Source organism: Streptomyces lunaelactis (assembly GCF_003054555.1).
Classification (GTDB): domain Bacteria; phylum Actinomycetota; class Actinomycetes; order Streptomycetales; family Streptomycetaceae; genus Streptomyces; species Streptomyces lunaelactis.
Genome location: NZ_CP026304.1, coordinates 691,607 through 709,258, shown reverse-complemented (window position 1 = coordinate 709,258; position 17,652 = coordinate 691,607). Strand labels below are relative to the sequence as shown.

Below are 17,652 nucleotides of genomic sequence, written 5' to 3'. Positions count from 1 at the left end.
GGGGGAGCTGACGCCGGTCCGTCGTCGGTCGGCCAGCGGAAGGCGGCCAGCAAACACCACCCAATGCTGAGCCACGGGGCGGTGGATCACCTCTCAGCTCGCCGGGAACCGCCGAGGTCCTGAAACGACCGAGGGCCCCGCGGGCAGCGCCGGCGAGGTCACCCAGACCCGCGCCCTCATCGACAACATCCCGCCGCGGTCAAATGCCCAGGCCGCCCACAGCGCCGCCCTGCCTTGCTTGGGACACGCGTAGGCGGCATCCGCTGAACTGCGGTCGTACCTTTGGTCACGCGCTTTCGGCCGGCCCGTGGCCCGGCGGGTGCCGGTTCGGCGAGAGCGAGGCTGCTCCCGTCGAGCGGGCGTACTCGGTGGGAGTCTGACCGTAGTGCTTCTTGAAGGTCCGGGTGAAGTGGCTGCTGTCCGCGAACTGCCAGTGTGCGGCGAGTTCCGAGATACTCAGGCGACCTGACGGCGCGGTGAGGGCGAGCCGGGCCTCTTGCAGTCGCCGGTGGCGGATGTAGGTGGCCACCTGCTCTCCCACCGCGGCGAATGCCCGGTGCAGCGTACGGACAGAGACGTTGAGCTCACGCGCAAGCATCGCAGGTGAAAGTTCGGGATCAGCGAGCCGGCGGTCCGCGAGGTCCTTAGCTGCCTGGGTGAGCGCGGGAGCCAGCCGGGGTTCTACGTCGTCGAACCGGCCCTTCGTCACCGCCTTGGCCAGCTCGATCAGGGCGGCGTGGGCGGCTTCCACACCGGCCGGTCCGAGGTCGGCCACAGTTATGTGGATCATGTCCGTGAGGGCCGTCAGCAGGCGTATCTCGGCCGAGTCCGCCGGCCCGGTGATGACCCGGTTCCCGAGCAGGGGTTTGAGCTCGCCGGGGGGCAGGACGAAGAACTTCGCCGTGAGGTGCGCCGATGTCTCGAAGGCCGACAGGCGACCGACGTGCCGGACGAGGAACTGCCCGGCCGATACGGTCTGCTCGCCGCAATCCGGCGGGCCGCCCAGAGTCCACGCGCCGCGCTGCACTACGTACATCGCCACCAGATCCTGATCGCCGCCCGGGACGTCCGCGGTCCGGGTTGCCGACGCGGCGTGAAGATCGGCGATCGCCGCGCCCTGCACCTTGGCCACGTGGCCCTTGACCCGGAAGTCACCGATCGTGTCCGGGCTGAAGGCTGGCAGTTGGAAGACATCGTCGCCGATCTGCGTCTCCCACCCGCGCCGGAAGGCGTCGAGTCCCCGCGGTGCGGCGCCCGGGGCGGTCGAGTCCACTGATAACACCCCGCGCGCGCCGTCGGCCTCCGCTCCCGTACTGTTCATTACTCTCCGATCCTCACATTCATTGCTTCAACGCGGTGCTCGTGTTCCGTACGGGCGTCGCCGTGGTTCATGTGGGCGCTGTGCCAATCTTCCTACAGGCGGCCTGCATGGCAGCGGTCGAGGGGCAGAGCTGATGCGTTCTGATTCGGCGAGATGAGCTGATCGCCTGCGTACGCGCCGCCGTGGTCGGTTCGCCCAGTTCGGCAACGAGAGACGCGACCCCTGATGATCAAGCTTCTCGAAGTCTTTGATCACGAACAGGGGTCGCGTTCGCGTGCCATCCTCCCTAATCGGTGTCCTGCAACGCCACTGCGCGGACACCGATTCCACCTGCCCGGAACCGTCACAGCTCACCTGCCTGGCGGACGTGTTGGGCCGGATACCCGATCCCCGCCGGGTCCGGGGCCGCCGCTACCGCCTGGGCTCCCTGCTCGCGCTGTGCATGGTCGCCGTCCTCGGCGGAGCCACGTCCCTGGCGGCCATCGCCCGCTTCGCCGCCGATACCGACTCCGACCTGCGCGAACAACTCGGACTGACCTCCAACACGCCGAACGCCTCCACGCTGGGACGACTTCTGGCCCGCTTGGACGGCGACGCCCTGGACGACGCCGTGGGCGCCTGGCTCGCCCGGTACGCCGCCGACCCGGTCGACGAACCCGGCGACACCCTGGTTGGTCTGGCCGTCGACGGCAAGACCGTGCGAGGATCCCGCACCGACGGCGCAGCCGTCCACCTGCTCGCCGCCGCACTCCACGCCTGCCAGACCGTGATCGCCCAGCGCCAGATCGCCGCGAAGAGCAACGAAATACCCGCCTTCGCCCCACTGCTGAACCGGATCGCCTTGCGCGGCCTCGTCGTCACCGCCGATGCCGTGCACACCCTGCGCGCCCACGCCGAACACGTCATCACCGCCGGCGGCCACTACCTCTTGGTCGTGAAGGGCAACCAGAAGAAGCTGCGCAAGCAGCTGCGCCGCCTGCCCTGGAAGCAGATTCCGCTGCAGGCCCGCACCGCCGGGGCCGGGCACGGCCGCCGTGAGATCCGCCGTCTGAAGGTCTGCACCGTCCGTCCCGGCCTGCTCTTCCCGCACGATGTCCAGGCCATGCAGATCAAGCGCCGCCGCACCCACCACAAGACCGGCAAGGTCGAGACGAAGACCGTCTACGCGATTACCAGCCTCCCGCCCGAACAGGCCAGCCCGCCACAACCCGCCGAACTCGCGGAGAACCACTGGTCGGTTGAGGCCTTGCACCACATCCGAGACGTCACCTACGACGAGGACGCCTCACGAATACGCACCGGCGCCACACCCCGCGCCATGGCCACCCCTGCGCAACCTTGCCATCGGACTCATGCGACAAGCAGGCTGGACCAACATCGCCGCCGCAGCCGATCACTACCGGTCACGCCCCCAGCACGCGGCCGCCATGCTCCGGCTCACAGCCTGAGAACGCATCGCCCCTGGCCCACGGGCCTTACTCGGCATCGCGAGCACATGACTACGAACCAGACATCACGACTTCACGCCGAAGCCCTGACTTGGCGTGACTTGGCGACGCCGGCCCGTTCTGCGATATCGTTGAAGGAATCTCTGTGCCCCCCGGTCCTTCCGCGAGCAGTTCGACCGCAGCGGCCAGAATTCGATTCCGTCGCTCGAGGTTCTGCCGCTCACAGCGCGCATCGTGACCCGTCGACTTTCGACGAGTGCTATCGAGCCGAATGTCCGCAATCGAAATAGGATGTTCACAGCCCGACCTGCGACAACAAGATCGGGGAGGTGCCTGGCGTTGCCACGAACGCGCGCGGAGCCACACGCTGGTTGATCGAGTTCGGTAGGCGGTCCGCCGCACGATTGTCGTCGTGAGGGAGATCAGTTCCCATGGACCTCAACACCATCACCGAAGTCATCCGGCGACCGTCCGATCGGCCCGGCGTGAACTGGCGCGAAGGCGACGCCTGGCTCGCAGGTGGAACGTGGCTGTTCTCCTCGGAGCAGCCAAGCCTGCGCCGCCTGATCGACCTGACAGCGTTGCGTTGGGATCCCCTCGTCCCGAGCGACGCGGGCCTCGAAATCGGCGCAACGTGCACCGTCCGCGACCTGTATGCCGTTGCGCTGCCAGGTGATTGGATCGCGGGTACCCTTTTCGTGAAGAGCTGCGAGGCGTTCTTGTCCTCGTTCAAAGTCTGGAACTCGGCGACCGTCGGCGGCAATATCTGCATGTCTTTGCCTGCCGGCCCAATGATCACGCTGACGGTCGCACTCGAGGCACAGTATGAGCTGTGGGCTCCTGACGGGTCCGCGCGCACCGTCGATGCCCTCGACTTCGTGACCGGCGACAATCGGAACATTCTTACTCCCGGGGAAATCTTGCGCCGCATCGACATTTCGGCGCGTGCCCTGAGGAAACGCACCGCGCACCGCCGCTTCACGCTGACCCGCCTCGGCCGTTCGACGGTATTTCTCATCGGTACTCAAACGCCAGGAATGAGCGACCTGCTGCTCACCGTCACAGCCGGCACCACACGGCCCGTGCGCCTTGCCTTCGACACCATGCCCGATGCGCGGACCCTGCAGCAGAGCATCGACGTCATCCCCGCCGGCGTCTGGTTCGCCGATCCCAACGGGACCCCTGACCACCGTCGCCACCTGACGAAGCACTTCGCCGAAGAGATTCGTCGCGAACTCATGGATGGGGGCCCGACATGACCTACATCGTGAACGGCAAGAGCTTCGACGAAGAACCGGACCCCGGCCAGTGCTTGCGCACTTTCCTCCGCTCACTCGGCCACTACGGCGTCAAGAAGGGGTGCGACGCGGGCGATTGCGGCGCATGCACGGTGTGGTTGGACAGCGATCCGGTCCACAGTTGCATCACCCCTGCGTTCCGCGCGGACGGTCGTGAGGTGACCACGATCGAAGGCATCGGTTCACCCGGCAGCCTGCATCCGATGCAGCGACGGTTCCGCGACGCCCCGGGGTTCCAATGCGGTTTCTGCACCGCAGGGATGATCATGACCGCGACGACATTCACCGAGGCCCAGAAAGAGGACCTGCCACAGGCATTGAAGGGCAACCTCTGCCGCTGCACCGGCTATCGAGAGATCGAGGATGCCGTGAAGGGCGTCGCCGGCGTGGAGACAGCCGCGCCAGGAAAGGCCGTCGGGACGAGCGTCAGTGCGCCGGCAGCCAACGACGTGGTAACCGGTCGCGCCGAGTTCACGATGGACACCCACCTCGAAGGCATGCTGCACCTCAAGGTGCTGCACTCACCACATGCGCACGCCCGGATCGTCTCGATCGACAAGACCGCCGCACTCGCAGTTCCCGGCGTGCATCGGGTCTACACCTGGGAAGATGTGCCGCGCAAGCGTTTCACCACGGCGATCCACACCGACCATCTTGTCGATCCGGACGACACCTTCATCCTCGACAACACGGTCCGCTTCGTCGGCCAACGCGTCGTCGCGGTCCTGGCCGACACGGTCGGGGCGGCGGAAGAGGGCTGCCGACGGGTCGTCGTCGAATACGAGGTACTGCCGGCAGTGTTCGAACCCGAAGAGGCAATGGCCGAGGGGGCGCCACAGCTGCACGGCGCCGAGCACGATCCGTTCGCCCGCGATCCCGTCCACAACATCCTGGTCGAGATCCATTCACACATCGGTGATGTCGACGCGGGGTTCACCGAAGCCGACGTGATCCACGAAGGCACGTACTTCTCACCGCGAGTGCAACACGCGCACCTCGAGACGCACGGCTCGATCGCCTGGATGGAAAACGGTCGCCTGAACGTCCGCACCAGTTCGCAGTCGCCGTCGATCGCAAAAGTCAAACTCGCCTATCTGTTCGCGCTGCGCCCGGACCAACTCCGCGTGTTCTGCAAACGCGTTGGCGGGGGATTCGGCGGCAAACAGGAAGTGATCTCGGAGGATCTGGTCGCGCTCGCCACCCTGGACACCGGCCTGCCCGTCTGCTTCGAGTACACCCGCGAGGAGGAATTCACCACGGCTTCGCCACGGCATCCGATGGCGTTGACGGTCAAGCTCGGCGCGAAGGCGGACGGAACGCTCACGGCGTTCCAGGTCCGCAATGTGTCGAACACGGGTGCTTACGGCAACCACGGCGGCGAAACGCTGTATGCGGGCGGTGCCGCCGTCATGATCTACCGCTGCCCCAACAAGAAGTACGACGCGTTCTCCGTCTACACGAACACCGTTCCGAGCGGGGCACTGCGCGGTTACGGGATGACGCAACCGGCGTTCGCCGTGGAATCGGCGATGGACGAACTGGCACGCGCCTTGCACATCGATCCGCTCGCACTGCGAAGACGCAACATCGTGCGACCGGGTGATCGGCTCATCGCCATGCACGACGGCCCCGACGACGTAGTGTTCACCGAGGACGGCCTCGCGAAGTGCATCGATCTCGTGGCCGGCGCCATGGCCCGTACAGCCGATGAGCCGTCCCCCGGCCCCGGGTGGCTGGTCGGTGCCGGCGTCGCGAGTTCCTTGCACGAGACCGCGCCCCCGACCGAACACATCTCCGAGGCCTGGGTCACGCTCGGCGACGACCTCGTGTACGAGTTGGCCGTCGGAACGGTCGAATTCGGCGAGGGTACGTCGACCGCGCATGTCCAGATCGCGGCCAACCAGCTGGGCACGACGCCGTCGCGGATTCGCCTGGTGCAGTCCGACACCGACCGCACGGGATTTGACACCGGCGCCTTTGCGAGTGCGGGCCTTTTCGTGTCGGGCAACGCGGTGCTCCGAGCGGCCAATGCCGTGCGCGACCGCATCCTGGAGTTCGCCGCCGCGCACACGGGTGTTCATCTCGTGATGTGCTCGATGGACGACGGGGATGTCGTCTGCGGCGACCAGCGCGTGTCGCTGGCCGAGCTCGTCGCACTGGCCCGAGCGCGTGGAATTCGGTTCACCGCCGCCCGCAAGGCCTACGGCTCGCCCCGAAGCGTCGTCTCCAATACGCAGGGGTTCCGTATCGCCGTCCATCGGGTGACGGGCGAGATCCGTATCCTTTACAGCGTCCAGGCGACCGATGCCGGCGTGGTCATCAACCCCGCGCAAGTCCGGGGACAGGTAGAAGGCGGCGTCGCCCAGGGAATCGGCTTCACGTTGACCGAGAACTTCCACGTCGACGCGAACGGTGTCATGGTCAACCCGAACTTCCGCAACTACCGCATCCCCACCTACGCCGATACCCCCCGCACCGATGTGCTCCTGGTGGACTCGTCGGATTCCGTTGGCCCCATGCGGTCGAAGGGGATGGCGGAATGCTGTATCAACCCGGTGGCCCCCGCGTTGGCGAATGCGCTTCACGACGCCACGGGTGTCCGCTACCGTGCGCTGCCCCTGACTCCAGAACGAATCTACGGCCGGCTCAACGAAAAGCAGTCGGCACCGACGACGGCCTGAGCAAATGGACACCGAAAAGCTCGAAGGAAACGCGGCGACGGCAATCATCGGCCAGAGGATTCGGCGCGGGCTGGAACGGGAGTACGAAACGTGGCAGGAGAACGTCAACGCCGCTGCCGCCGACTATCCCGGGTTCCTGGGTGCCGAGAACTCCCCGCCGACGTCCCTGCAACCCGACTGGGTCGTCATATACCGATTCGACTCGATAGCCCATCTGCAAGCATGGATCAACAGCGCCACCAGGCAGGGTCTTCTCGATACTGGCAGAAAATACTTCGACGGCCCCGCAACCCAGCAGGTGGTCAGCGGCGGAACACAGCCAAAGGATCCGCTCGTGACCGTTGTGGTTACTCACCGCGTCCACCCGAACCACGTTGACGACTTTCTCGACTGGCAGCGCCACATGAGCCAGGAGGAAAGCAACTTCGAAGGTTTTCGCGGAACCGAGCTCTTCCGCCCGATCGAGGGACTTCAGGACGAATGGACCACGCTGTACCGATTCGACAACGCCGAGCACCTCGATGCCTGGCTGGCGTCGACCAAGCGGCAGGAAGTTCTCACTGAAGGTGAGAAGTTCAACGACTTCAAACTGCGCACCATCGACAACTCGTTCGGCAGCTGGTTCGCCTTCGAAGAGAACGGCAAGGAAGCGCCGCCCCCCTCGGAGACCAAAACCGCCATCGCGGTCTGGGTTGGCTTGTACCCGACCGTTGTGCTGCTGACGCTCGCCCTGTCGCCGCTGGAGATGCCGCTCTGGCTCGGGCTGCTTGTGGGCAACCTGTTTTCGAGCTTCATCATGAGCTTCTTCACGATGCCCTACTACGTGAACCGGCTGCTCAAGCGGTGGCTGCGGCCGTCACCGGGCGAACCGGCGGCGAAGTCCAACCTCGTCGGCCTCGGCATCGTCGCCGCGGTGACCGTGTTCTGGGGCGTCGTCTTCTACGTCGTGACGACCCAGATCTGGACGCTGCCCTGACCTGGGGATCTCGTCCCGCTCCTGCCCGCGCTCGTCGCGTGCGCGGGCGACGAGCGGGACTACGCCGTGCCCACGTCGCTGTGCGGAACTCCCGTCGACAGCGAGCTGCTCGAGCCGCTGCTGCCGCTCGGCAAGGAGCTCGGCCAGACCGGCGCGGCCGTGGCGGCGAGCACGCGGCGGACGGCGGGAAGGTCGCCTACTGGGATCAGGGGGCCGCGACGGTCGTCCCCTGCCGGAGCGAGAAGTGGAGGGCGCAGACGTTCTCCGTGGTCGTGGAGAGCGTCTACCGGGACGGACGCAAGGGCGACATCGACGCCCTCAAGGCATTCGTCGAGTCCTACGGGAAGGCTGTCGCCGAACGGCTGCCCTGCGCCTGAGGCCGGCTCGACGACGCTTTGGCCGTGCACTCACAGGCAGTCGACATTTTTCAGGAGACGGTGTGGACTGTGGTTCTGCCGACCGAGGCATGTTCTCAACCGCGCGCTCGAGGACGCTCGCATCACAAGATCCGAGGAGTACGCCATGACCAACCCTTCGATCGGTCAAACCGGTGGGGCAGACATCACGCTCGGGCTGGACACGTTCGGTGATGTGACGAACGACGCCGAAGGCAAGCCGCTCTCGCACGGTCAGACCATCCGCCATCTGGTCGAGGAAGGCGTCCTTGCCGACCGGGTCGGCCTGGACCACTTCGGCATCGGTGAGCACCACACCGACACGATGCCGCTCTCGGCTGCCGACGTCGTGCTCGCGGCCATCGCGGCGCGCACATCGCACATCCGCCTCGGTTCGGCGGTGACAGTGATCAGCTCCGACGATCCCGTCCGTGTCTTCCAGCGGTACGCCACTCTCGACGCCGTTTCCGGAGGTCGCGCCGAGGTGATCCTCGGCAGGGGGTCGAGCACCGAATCCTTCCCGATCTTCGGCTATGACCTGAGCGACTACGAGGAACTGTTCGAGGAGAAGCTCAGCCTGTTCGCCGAGCTTCTCCAGGAGAAGCCCGTCACCTGGTCCGGCAACACCCGCGCGTCCCTCGACGGTCTCTCCATCTATCCGCACAGCGAGTCGGGATCGATCCCGACCTGGGTCGGCGTCGGCGGCAGCCCCGAGTCGGTCATCCGGACCGCCCGGTACGGGTTCTCGCTGATGCTCGCGATCATCGGGGCGAGACGGCCCGCTTCGCGCCGTTCTCACAGCTGTTCCAGCAGGCGCTGGAGAAGTTCGGACAGCCTCAGCGGCCCGTCGGCGTCCATGCGCCCGGGCATGTCGCCGCCACCGACGAGCAGGCGGTGGAGGAGTTCCTGCCCGCCTTCGAAGCCACCATTCGAAGCGTGTCCAGGCAGCGCGGTTTCCGCACCCCGACCCGTGAGAGCCTCATGCGTGATGTCGGCGCGGGCGGCGCGCTGCACATCGGATCCCCCGAAACCGTGGCCCGCAAGATCACGGTGACGCTCAGGGACCTCGACGCGACCCGTTTCGATCTGAAGTACGGGATGAACGGAATGTCCCACAGTGCGCTCATGACCAACATCGAGCTGTTCGGCACCAAAGTGGCACCGCTGGTCCGCGAGATGATGGGCTCCTGACGCCCGTTGCGACGAACGCGGCGGTCTCAGACCGCCGGACACCCGTGCCGGTCGGGGATTGGGCCGGATGACATGCGGCGCAAGGAGTCCCACGTGCCAGGTATGAGCGACGCGGCCCCGGATCCCGGGCTTTTCGGACCCGACTCCGTCACCTGGCAGATGCACGGCGACCCGATGATGTGGGTCGCCGGGGTGCGCGCCCTCTACCTCCAGGCGCTGCACCCCCGTGCCGTGCGCGGCGTCATACAGAACAGCGACTTCAGGAAGGATGCCTGGGGCCGGCTGCTGCGTACGGCCAACTTCGTCGGCACCATCAGTTACGGCACCACCGAGGCCGCCGAGAAGGCGGGCGCCCGGGTCCGCCGCATTCACACCCACCTCAAGGCGACCGACCCCGCGACGGGGGAGCGGTACGGCGTCGACGAGCCGGAGCTGCTGCTGTGGGTGCACTGCGCCGAGGTCGGCTCGTATCTTGACGTCGCACGCCGCTCCGGCTTCCCGCTCAGCGACGCCCAGGCCGACCGCTATCTCGCCGAACAGCGCGAGGCAGCCCGCCTGGTCGGCCTCGAGCCGGCCGATGTGCCCGCCACCACCGCGCAGCTCGCCGCGTATTTCGACCGGGTACGCCCCGAGCTCGCCGCCGGGCCCGAGGCTCGCGAGGTCGACGACTTCCTGCAACGGCCCCCGGTGGCCACCCTGCTTCTCCCGGCGCGCGAACTGCTCTGGCGGCGCGTGGCCGCCCTCGCGTACAACGCACTGCCCCCTTACGCCCATGAGCTGTACGGCAGAGCTGCCCCCGCGCCCGGACGCGTCACGCATCAGCTCATCGCCACCGGTAGACTGCTGCGCTGCATTCCCTCTCGTCTGCGCTGGCAACTCCCGCCAGGTCACATCTTGAAAGCGATGGCGCGACTCGGCCCCGGCACGCGCCCGGCCCCGTACAAACTCCGCAGACAGGAGGCCATACTGGACGGGCCGGGGAGGGCGTAGCGAAGCGACGGGGGCGACGGCACGGGATGGCGGAATCCAGGCTGATCCAAGGCCGGTACCGGCTGCTCGAACTCATCGGGCGCGGCGGCATGGGCGAGGTGTGGCGCGCCCACGACGAGTCGCTCGGGCGGCGGGTCGCGGTCAAGTGCCTCAAGCCGATGGGAGCCCAGCACGACCAGTCCTTCACCCGGGTACTGCGGGAGCGCTTTCGGCGCGAGGCGCGGGTGGCCGCCGCGCTCCAGCACCGCGGGGTGACCGTCGTCCACGACTTCGGCGAGTACGAGGGCGTGCTGTACCTGGTCATGGAGCTGCTGGAAGGCCGCAACCTCAGCCAGCTGCTCGAGGAGAACAAGCAGCACCCCCTGCCGGTGGCCGACGTCGTCGACATCGCCGAGCAGGTCGCCGACGCCCTCGCCTACACCCATGAACAGGGCATCGTCCACCGGGACCTGAAGCCCGCCAACATCATGCGGCTCACCGACGGCGCGGTGAAGATCTGCGACTTCGGCATCGCCCGCCTCGCCGCCGACATCGGCTTCACCTCCAAGCTCACCGGCACCGGCATCGCCATGGGCACCCCGCACTACATGTCGCCCGAGCAGATCAGCGGGGACCATGTCGACCACCGCAGCGACCTCTACTCGCTGGGCTGTGTGCTGTACGAGATCGCCACCGGCGTTCCGCCCTTCGACCACGACGACGCCTGGGCGGTGCTCGTCGGACACCGCGACACGGTGCCGGAGCCGCCCCGCACCCTCCGCGCCGAGATCCCGGAGTTCTTCCAGCGGATCGTTCTCGACCTGCTCGCCAAGACCCCCGAGGACCGGCCCGCCGACGCCAAGGACCTCCGCCGCCGGATGGGCGCCGCGCACCAGGGCCGGGCGCACACGGTCCTGCCGGGGCCGCGCCCCGAGCAGCCGCCGTCGCGGGAGCCGCGGCTGCCCTCCTGGACCCGGGGTATGACCACCGGCCAGAAGGCGACCGGCACTTCGATCGCGCGGCCCGCCCTGCCCGACCACACCGCGGGTCTGACCAGTGAGTGGACGACGAACACCGATCCGCGCGGCGGCCCCCTCGTACCGGCCCAGTCCCGGCCCGAGCGGCCCACCCCGCCGCCGGAGCTGCTCGCCGTCCTCACCAGCCGGCACAACGCCGGTCTCAGCCTCGGCCGGCTCGGCCGCTGGGAGGAGGCCGGAGAGGTGCACCGCGCGGTCGCCGTCGAGCGGGAGCACGTCCTCGGCCCCGACCATCCCGACACCCTCGCCAGCCGCTACGAGGTCGGCTTCACGCTGAGCAGGACCGGGCGTGCGGCGGACGCGCTGCGGGAGTTCGGCAAGGTCGTGGACGGGCGCGAGCGGACCATGGGCGCCGACCACCCGGAGACGCTGGCCGCCCGGCAGGAGATGGCGTACGTACTCGGCCAGCTCGGCCGGCACTTCGAGGCCCACCAGGTGTACGCGTCGGTCCTCGACTCGCGCGAGCGGACCATGGGGCACGAGCACCCCGACACACTGCGCTGCCGCCACAACCTCGCCTTCAACCTCAGCAGGCTGGGCCGGCTGGAGGACTCGTACCAGATGGCGTACGAGGTCGCCGCCGCGCGCGCCCGCGTGCTCGGCGCGGGCCACCCCGACACCCTGGTCACGCGGTACGAAGTGGCGTACGCGCTCGGCCAGTTGGGACGCTGGATGGAGGCCCTGCAGACCTATCGCGAGGTGGCCGTCGCGCGCGCCCAGGCGCTGGGAGCCGACCACCCCGACACGCTGGCCGCCCGCTACGAGGTCGGCATCAGCCTCGGGCGGCTGGGCCGCAGCGCGGAGGCCCTGGAGCTCTACCGCGACCTCGTCGACGACCGCACCCGGGTGCACGGGCCCGCCGACCCCGAGACCCTGCGCGCCCGCCACGGTCTCGGCGTGAACCTCGGGCGGCTCGCCCGCTGGGAGGAAGCCCTCGTCGAGTCGCGCGACGTGTGCGCGCTGCGTGAGCGGGTCCTCGGATCCGAGCACCCCGACACCCTCATCAGCCGCCGCGAAGTGGCCGTGGGGCTCGGCTGGCTGGGCCGCTGGGCGGACGCCCTCGCGGTCTACGGACAGGTCGCGCAGGCCCGGGAGCGCGTGCTGGGCTCCGACCACCCCGACGCGCTGGCCAGCCGCAACGACGAGGCGCACTGCCTGGAGCAGCTGGGCCGCCACGCCGAGGCGGTCGAGCTGTACCGGCGGGTGGCGGCCCTGCGGCAGCAGCGCGGCGCACAGGGGCGCTAAGCGGCCCCGGGGAAGTCCGGGCGGCGTCGCGGGCGGATGGCTGTCGCCTGGCTGCGTTGTCGTCAGTCGCCGACGCTCCGCGTGGAGTCCTTCCTCCGCCTTGCCAGACTCGGCCCTCGACCCTCCCCCGTAGCCCTTCGGGCACGGGGGAGGGCGGAGGGCCGAGTCTGGCAAGGCGGAGGAACCCTCCCCCGTAGCCCTTCGGGCACGGGGGTGCCCCCACCCTTCACCCACCCGGACTTCCCCGACACCGCTTAGGCCCACAGGGCTGCCGGCGATCCCGGCGCGCGGGGCCACCGATGATCCCGGGGCCATGACCGGTTAGGGTCCCGCCATGCCCGCACACACCTCGTACGACGTCGTGATCGTCGGCGGCGGCCACAACGGCCTGGTCGCCGCCGCCTACCTCGCCCGCGCCGGACGCTCCGTCCTCGTCCTGGAGCGCCGCGGAAACACCGGAGGAGCGGCCGTCTCCACCCGCCCCTTCGCCGGCGTCGACGCCCGGCTCTCCCGTTACTCCTATCTGGTCTCGCTGCTGCCGGACAAGATCGTGCGCGAGCTGGGCCTGAACTTCGCCGTACGCAAACGCACCGTTTCCTCCTACACCCCGAAGGGGGCCGGCGGCCTGCTCGTGGGCGGCGACCGTACGCGCGAGTCGTTCGCGGAACTCACTGGCGGCGAGCGGGAGTTCGCGGCCTGGCAGGAGTTCTACGGGATGACCCACCAGGTCGCCGAGCGGGTGTTCCCGACCCTCACCGAGCCGCTGCCCACCCGCGAGTCGCTGCGTGCGCGCATCGACGACGAGACGGCGTGGCGGACGCTCTTCGAGGAGCCCATCGGCGTCGCGATCGAAAAGCGGTTCGCCGACGATCTCGTGCGGGGAGTGGTGCTGACCGATGCTCTGATCGGCACCTTCGCGGACGCCCACGACCCGTCGCTGTCGCAGAACCGCTGCTTCCTCTATCACGTGATCGGCGGCGGCACGGGGGACTGGGACGTGCCGGTGGGCGGCATGGGGGCGCTGACCGACGCGCTGGCGGGCGCGGCCACGGCCGCGGGCGCCGAGATCGCCGTGCTGCACGAGGTGACCCGCATTGAGACCGACGGCGCGCGGGCCGAGGTCACCTTCCGCTCGCAGGGCAAGGAGGGCAAGGAGGGCAAGGAGGGCACGGTCGCGGCCGGTCAGGTGCTGGTGAACGCCTCGCCGCAAGAGCTGGCCACGCTCCTCGGTGATGAGCCGCCCGTCGCTGCCGAGGGCGCGCAGCTCAAGGTCAATATGCTGCTGCGCCGGCTGCCGCGGCTGCGGGACCGCAGCGTCGATGCGCGCGACGCGTTTTCCGGCACCTTCCACGTCTCGGAGGGGTACGGCCAGCTGGCGACCGCGTACCAGGAGGCGGCCGGTGGACGGCTGCCGAGTGCGCCGCCGTCCGAGATCTACTGCCACTCCCTGACCGACCCGTCGATCCTCGGCCTCGAGCTGGCGGCCGAGGGCTACCAGACCCTGACCCTGTTCGGGCTGCACACCCCGGCCCGCCTCTTCGCAGCCGACAACGACGGGGCGCGCGCCCAGCTGCTCCAAGCCACCCTTGCCGAGCTCGACGCCCACCTGGACGAGCCGATCGCCGACTGCCTGGCGCTCGACGAGAACGGCGAGCCCTGTATCGAGGCGAAGACCCCGCTCGACCTGGAGCGGGAACTGCGGCTGCCCGGCGGCCATATCTTCCACCGCGATCTGGCCTTCCCCTACGCGTCGGAGTCCACCGGGCGCTGGGGTGTCGAGACGGCGCACGCCAATGTGCTGCTGTGCGGGGCGGGCGCTGTGCGCGGCGGCGGGGTCAGCGGTGTGCCGGGCCACAACGCCGCGATGGCGGCGCTGGGCCGGTGACACGCCACTGACAAGGCCCGTCAGCCCCGGGGCGGGCACGGTCGGTCCCCGGGGGAGCGGGCGCGACAGTCCTGGGGGCGGGCGCGGTCAGTCCCGGGACGCCGTCCAGCCGTTCACCTCGATCTGGGCGGCGTCCACGGGCCTGGCCTCGTCGAAGACCGCAAGACCTCGGTCCTCGACCCGCAGCGCGTCCACGTACACCCCACGGCCGACATACAGCTGATCGGTCGCGTACCGCCAGCGCAGCCGCACCTTGCCGCCGCGCCACGCCGACAGATCCGCGGTCAGCCGGTGCCAGACACGCCCGGACCAGCCGGTCACCGAGCCTGTCGGATGCGGCAGTGGCTCGGCCCCCTTCCGTACCGTCGTGAACGGCACCGCCCGCCAGGTCGACCCGTCGTCCGCCGACGCCTCCAGGAACAGCGCGTCCGAGCCGGGCTCCGTATCCCACCACAGCGAGCAGCACAGGCGCGCCCGCTGTGAGGTGAGGGCGAGCGCGGGCAGGGTGAGGGTGGCGGCCGTGGCCCCGGCCATGCCGGCGAACCAGGCGGCGCGGCCGTGCTGCGGGCGTACGGCGACCGCGCGGGCCATGTTGTTCGCGGCGGCGACCCGCGGGGCGCTGCCCGAGCGCCAACTGCGCACCGGGTGCACGGAGTTACCCAGCACAATGAGGAACGAGTCGGTGCTCGGGTCGAGGACCAGGCTGGTGCCGGTGAAACCGGTGTGGCCCGCGGTGCGCGGAGTGGCCATCGCGCCCATGTACCAGTGCTGGTAGAGCTCGAAACCGAGACCGTGCTCATCGCCGGGGAAGGCGGTGTTGAAGTCGGTGAACATCAACTCCACGGACGCCGCGCGCAGTATGCGCGAGTGGCCGTAGACACCGCCGTTGAGGAGGGTGCGGGCGAGGATCGCGAGATCCCAGGCGCAGGAGAAGACGCCGGCGTGGCCCGCGACGCCGCCGGAGCCGTACGCGTTCTCGTCGTGCACCTCGCCCCAGACGAGGCCGCGGTCGAGGCCCGACCAGGGCAGCCGGGCGTCCTCGGTGGCGGCGATCTTCGGCTTCCAGGAGGCGGGCGGGTTGTAGCGAGTGCGGTGCATCCCGAGCGGAGCGGTGATCTCGTTGTGGAGCAGTACATCCAGAGGGTGACCGGTGATCTCCTCGAGGATCAGCTGCAGCGAGATCAGATTGAGGTCGGAGTAGAGGTACTTGGTGCCGACAGGACTGGCCGGGGCCTCGTTCCACAGCAGCCGCAGCTTCCCCTCCCGCGTCGGCTCCTTGAACAGCGGAATCCACGCGCGGAATCCCGAGGTGTGGGTGAGCAGCTGGCGGACGGTGATGTCCTGCTTGCCCGCGCCGCCGAAGTCCGGGAGATACGAGGCGACCGTGGCCTCCAGCTCCAGAGCGCCCCGCTCGATCTGCTGCACGGCGAGAATCGAGGTGAACAGCTTCGAGACGGACGCCAGATCGAAGACGGTGTCCTCGGCCATAGAGATCTGCCCGTCGGCCGGGAACTCCACAGCCGTGCCGGTCTTCTCGTCGTACGCCGAGTAGCGCACGGCCTTGCCGATGGGCCGGTGCAGCGCCACGGTGCCGCCGCGCCCCGCGAGCAGCACGGCTCCCGCGTACCAGGGGTACGTGGGGGACGGATCGAGGAACCTCTCCGCGTCGGTGACGAGCCGGTCGAGATGGCCGGGGATCAGGCCGGCTTGCTCGGCGGAACCGCGCCGCAGGGTCGGCCGCCCAGATCCTGCCCCCGACCCTGAACCGCCTGCGGGCCGGCCACCCGCCCCGGACGACGCCGCCTCCGCGAAGGGAATCGGTGCCAGCGCGACCGCCCCGCCCAGTGCCAGTACTCCGCCGCCCAGCATCCGCCGGCTGATCCCTCTCCCCGCTGCGTCCTCAGTCATACGGAACCCTCTCCTGAAAGTATCTTTCGGGATCTGTAAAGGCAGTGAAACTTTCTTGCGGAGCCCGGGTGCTGTCAACCACCCAAAGAATCTGACACAGCATCAGAAAATCTCTTCCCTCGTCCGCCGGGCTGCGGCATCCTGCCGCTCATGGAGACGGAGCTGAGCAGGAAACTGGGGATCGAGCACGCCATCTTCGGCTTCACGCCGTTCCCCGCGGTGGCCGCCGCCATCAGCCGGGCCGGCGGTTTCGGCGTACTCGGCGCGGTCCGCTACACCGCGCCCGACGACCTCAAACGCGACCTCGACTGGATGCAGGAGCACACCGACGGCAAGCCCTACGGCCTCGATGTCGTCATGCCCGCCAAGAAGGTCGAGGGCGTGACCGAGGCGGAAGTGGAGGCGATGATCCCCGAAGGGCACCGGCAGTTCGTCAGGGACACCCTCGCCGAGCACGGCGTCCCCGAACTCGCCGAGGGCGAGGCCTCCGGCTGGCGCATCACCGGCTGGATGGAACAGGTCGCCCGTAACCAGCTCGACGTCGCCTTCGACTACCCGATCAAGCTGCTCGCCAACGCCCTCGGCTCCCCGCCCGCCGATGTCGTCCAACGCGCCCACGACCACGGCGTCCTGGTCGCGGCTCTGGCCGGCAGTGCCAAGCACGCCCGACGGCACGCCGAGGCGGGCATCGACATCGTCGTGGCCCAGGGGTACGAAGCGGGCGGCCACACCGGCGAGATCGCGTCCATGGTGCTCGTCCCCGAAGTCGTCGAGGCCGTGCACCCCCTTCCCGTACTCGCGGCGGGCGGCATCGGCAGCGGCGAACAGATCGCCGCCGGGCTCTCGCTCGGCGCCCAGGGCGCCTGGCTCGGCTCCCTCTGGCTCACCACCACGGAGGCCGACCTCCACTCCCGCGCGCTGACCGCCAAACTCCTCGCGGCAGGCTCCGGCGACACCGTCCGCTCCCGCGCTCTGACCGGCAAGCCCGCCCGCCAGCTGCGCACCGAGTGGACCGACGCCTGGGACGACCCGAGCGGCCCCGGCACGCTCCCCATGCCGCTGCAGGGCCTGCTCGTCGCCGATGCCGTCTCCCGTATCCAGAAGTACGAAGTGGCCCCGCTGCTCGGCACACCCGTGGGCCAGATCGTCGGCCGGATGAACTCCGAGCGCACCGTCCAGCAGGTCTTCGACGAGCTGACCAGCGGATTCGAGCGCGCCGTCGACCGCGTCATCCGCATCGCCGGACGGAGCCGGTCTTGACGGAGCCGGTCTTGAAGGAGCCGGTCATGAAGGAGCCA

Annotated in this window: 12 protein-coding genes; 10 read left to right on the top strand and 2 right to left on the bottom strand. The window is 68.9% G+C overall.

The features are described 5' to 3' along the window. Positions 1–286: 286 nt before the first annotated feature. Complete coding sequence (locus tag SLUN_RS03145) at positions 287–1,321, bottom strand: helix-turn-helix domain-containing protein (RefSeq protein WP_217505059.1); 1,035 nt, start codon at positions 1,319–1,321, stop codon at positions 287–289. Between the two features lie 274 nt (positions 1,322–1,595). On the opposite strand from SLUN_RS03145, the gene SLUN_RS03140 reads away from it, so the two are divergent. The 9 genes from SLUN_RS03140 to SLUN_RS03105 all read left to right on the top strand — a co-directional run bounded on the left by SLUN_RS03140 (position 1,596) and on the right by SLUN_RS03105 (position 14,446). Further along, positions 1,596–3,059, top strand: coding sequence for an ISAs1 family transposase (locus SLUN_RS03140; protein WP_306610747.1), 1,464 nt, complete (start codon positions 1,596–1,598; stop codon positions 3,057–3,059). Between the two features lie 141 nt (positions 3,060–3,200). After that, entirely contained in the window at positions 3,201–4,028 is an 828-nt protein-coding gene (locus SLUN_RS03135; protein WP_108147057.1) for an FAD binding domain-containing protein, read from the top strand. Next, the gene (locus SLUN_RS03130; RefSeq protein WP_108147056.1) at positions 4,025–6,748 is read left to right on the top strand and encodes a molybdopterin-dependent oxidoreductase; all 2,724 of its coding nucleotides are present in this window, start codon (positions 4,025–4,027) and stop codon (positions 6,746–6,748) included. Before SLUN_RS03135 ends, SLUN_RS03130 begins: the two co-directional genes overlap by 4 nt. A 4-nt stretch (positions 6,749–6,752) precedes the next feature. Further along, complete coding sequence (locus tag SLUN_RS03125) at positions 6,753–7,724, top strand: antibiotic biosynthesis monooxygenase (protein ID WP_108147055.1); 972 nt, start codon at positions 6,753–6,755, stop codon at positions 7,722–7,724. 522 nt (positions 7,725–8,246) lie between these two features. Beyond that, positions 8,247–9,173, top strand: a complete 927-nt coding sequence (locus SLUN_RS03120; protein WP_306610665.1) for an LLM class flavin-dependent oxidoreductase — start codon at positions 8,247–8,249, stop codon at positions 9,171–9,173. Continuing rightward, positions 9,152–9,310 carry a hypothetical protein gene (locus SLUN_RS41990; RefSeq protein WP_306610664.1) on the top strand — a complete coding sequence of 53 codons (159 nt, stop codon included), beginning with the start codon at positions 9,152–9,154 and terminating at the stop codon, positions 9,308–9,310. Before SLUN_RS03120 ends, SLUN_RS41990 begins: the two co-directional genes overlap by 22 nt. A gap of 102 nt (positions 9,311–9,412) precedes the next feature. Further along, complete coding sequence (locus tag SLUN_RS03115; protein WP_108147054.1) at positions 9,413–10,300, top strand: oxygenase MpaB family protein; 888 nt, start codon at positions 9,413–9,415, stop codon at positions 10,298–10,300. A 26-nt stretch (positions 10,301–10,326) separates the two neighbouring features. Then, entirely contained in the window at positions 10,327–12,561 is a 2,235-nt protein-coding gene (locus SLUN_RS03110) for a serine/threonine-protein kinase (protein WP_108147053.1), read from the top strand. 334 nt (positions 12,562–12,895) lie between these two features. Further along, positions 12,896–14,446 carry a phytoene desaturase family protein gene (locus tag SLUN_RS03105; RefSeq protein WP_108147052.1) on the top strand — a complete coding sequence of 517 codons (1,551 nt, stop codon included), beginning with the start codon at positions 12,896–12,898 and terminating at the stop codon, positions 14,444–14,446. 87 nt (positions 14,447–14,533) lie between these two features. Here SLUN_RS03105 and SLUN_RS03100 read toward each other — a convergent pair whose 3' ends face one another. Further along, positions 14,534–16,354, bottom strand: a complete 1,821-nt coding sequence (locus SLUN_RS03100; protein WP_108147051.1) for a serine hydrolase domain-containing protein — start codon at positions 16,352–16,354, stop codon at positions 14,534–14,536. Positions 16,355–16,504: 150 nt separating this feature from the next. On the opposite strand from SLUN_RS03100, the gene SLUN_RS03095 reads away from it, so the two are divergent. Next, on the top strand, positions 16,505–17,614 hold the full coding sequence (locus SLUN_RS03095; protein WP_108147050.1) for an NAD(P)H-dependent flavin oxidoreductase: 1,110 nt from the start codon (positions 16,505–16,507) through the stop codon (positions 17,612–17,614). Positions 17,615–17,652 lie beyond the last annotated feature (38 nt).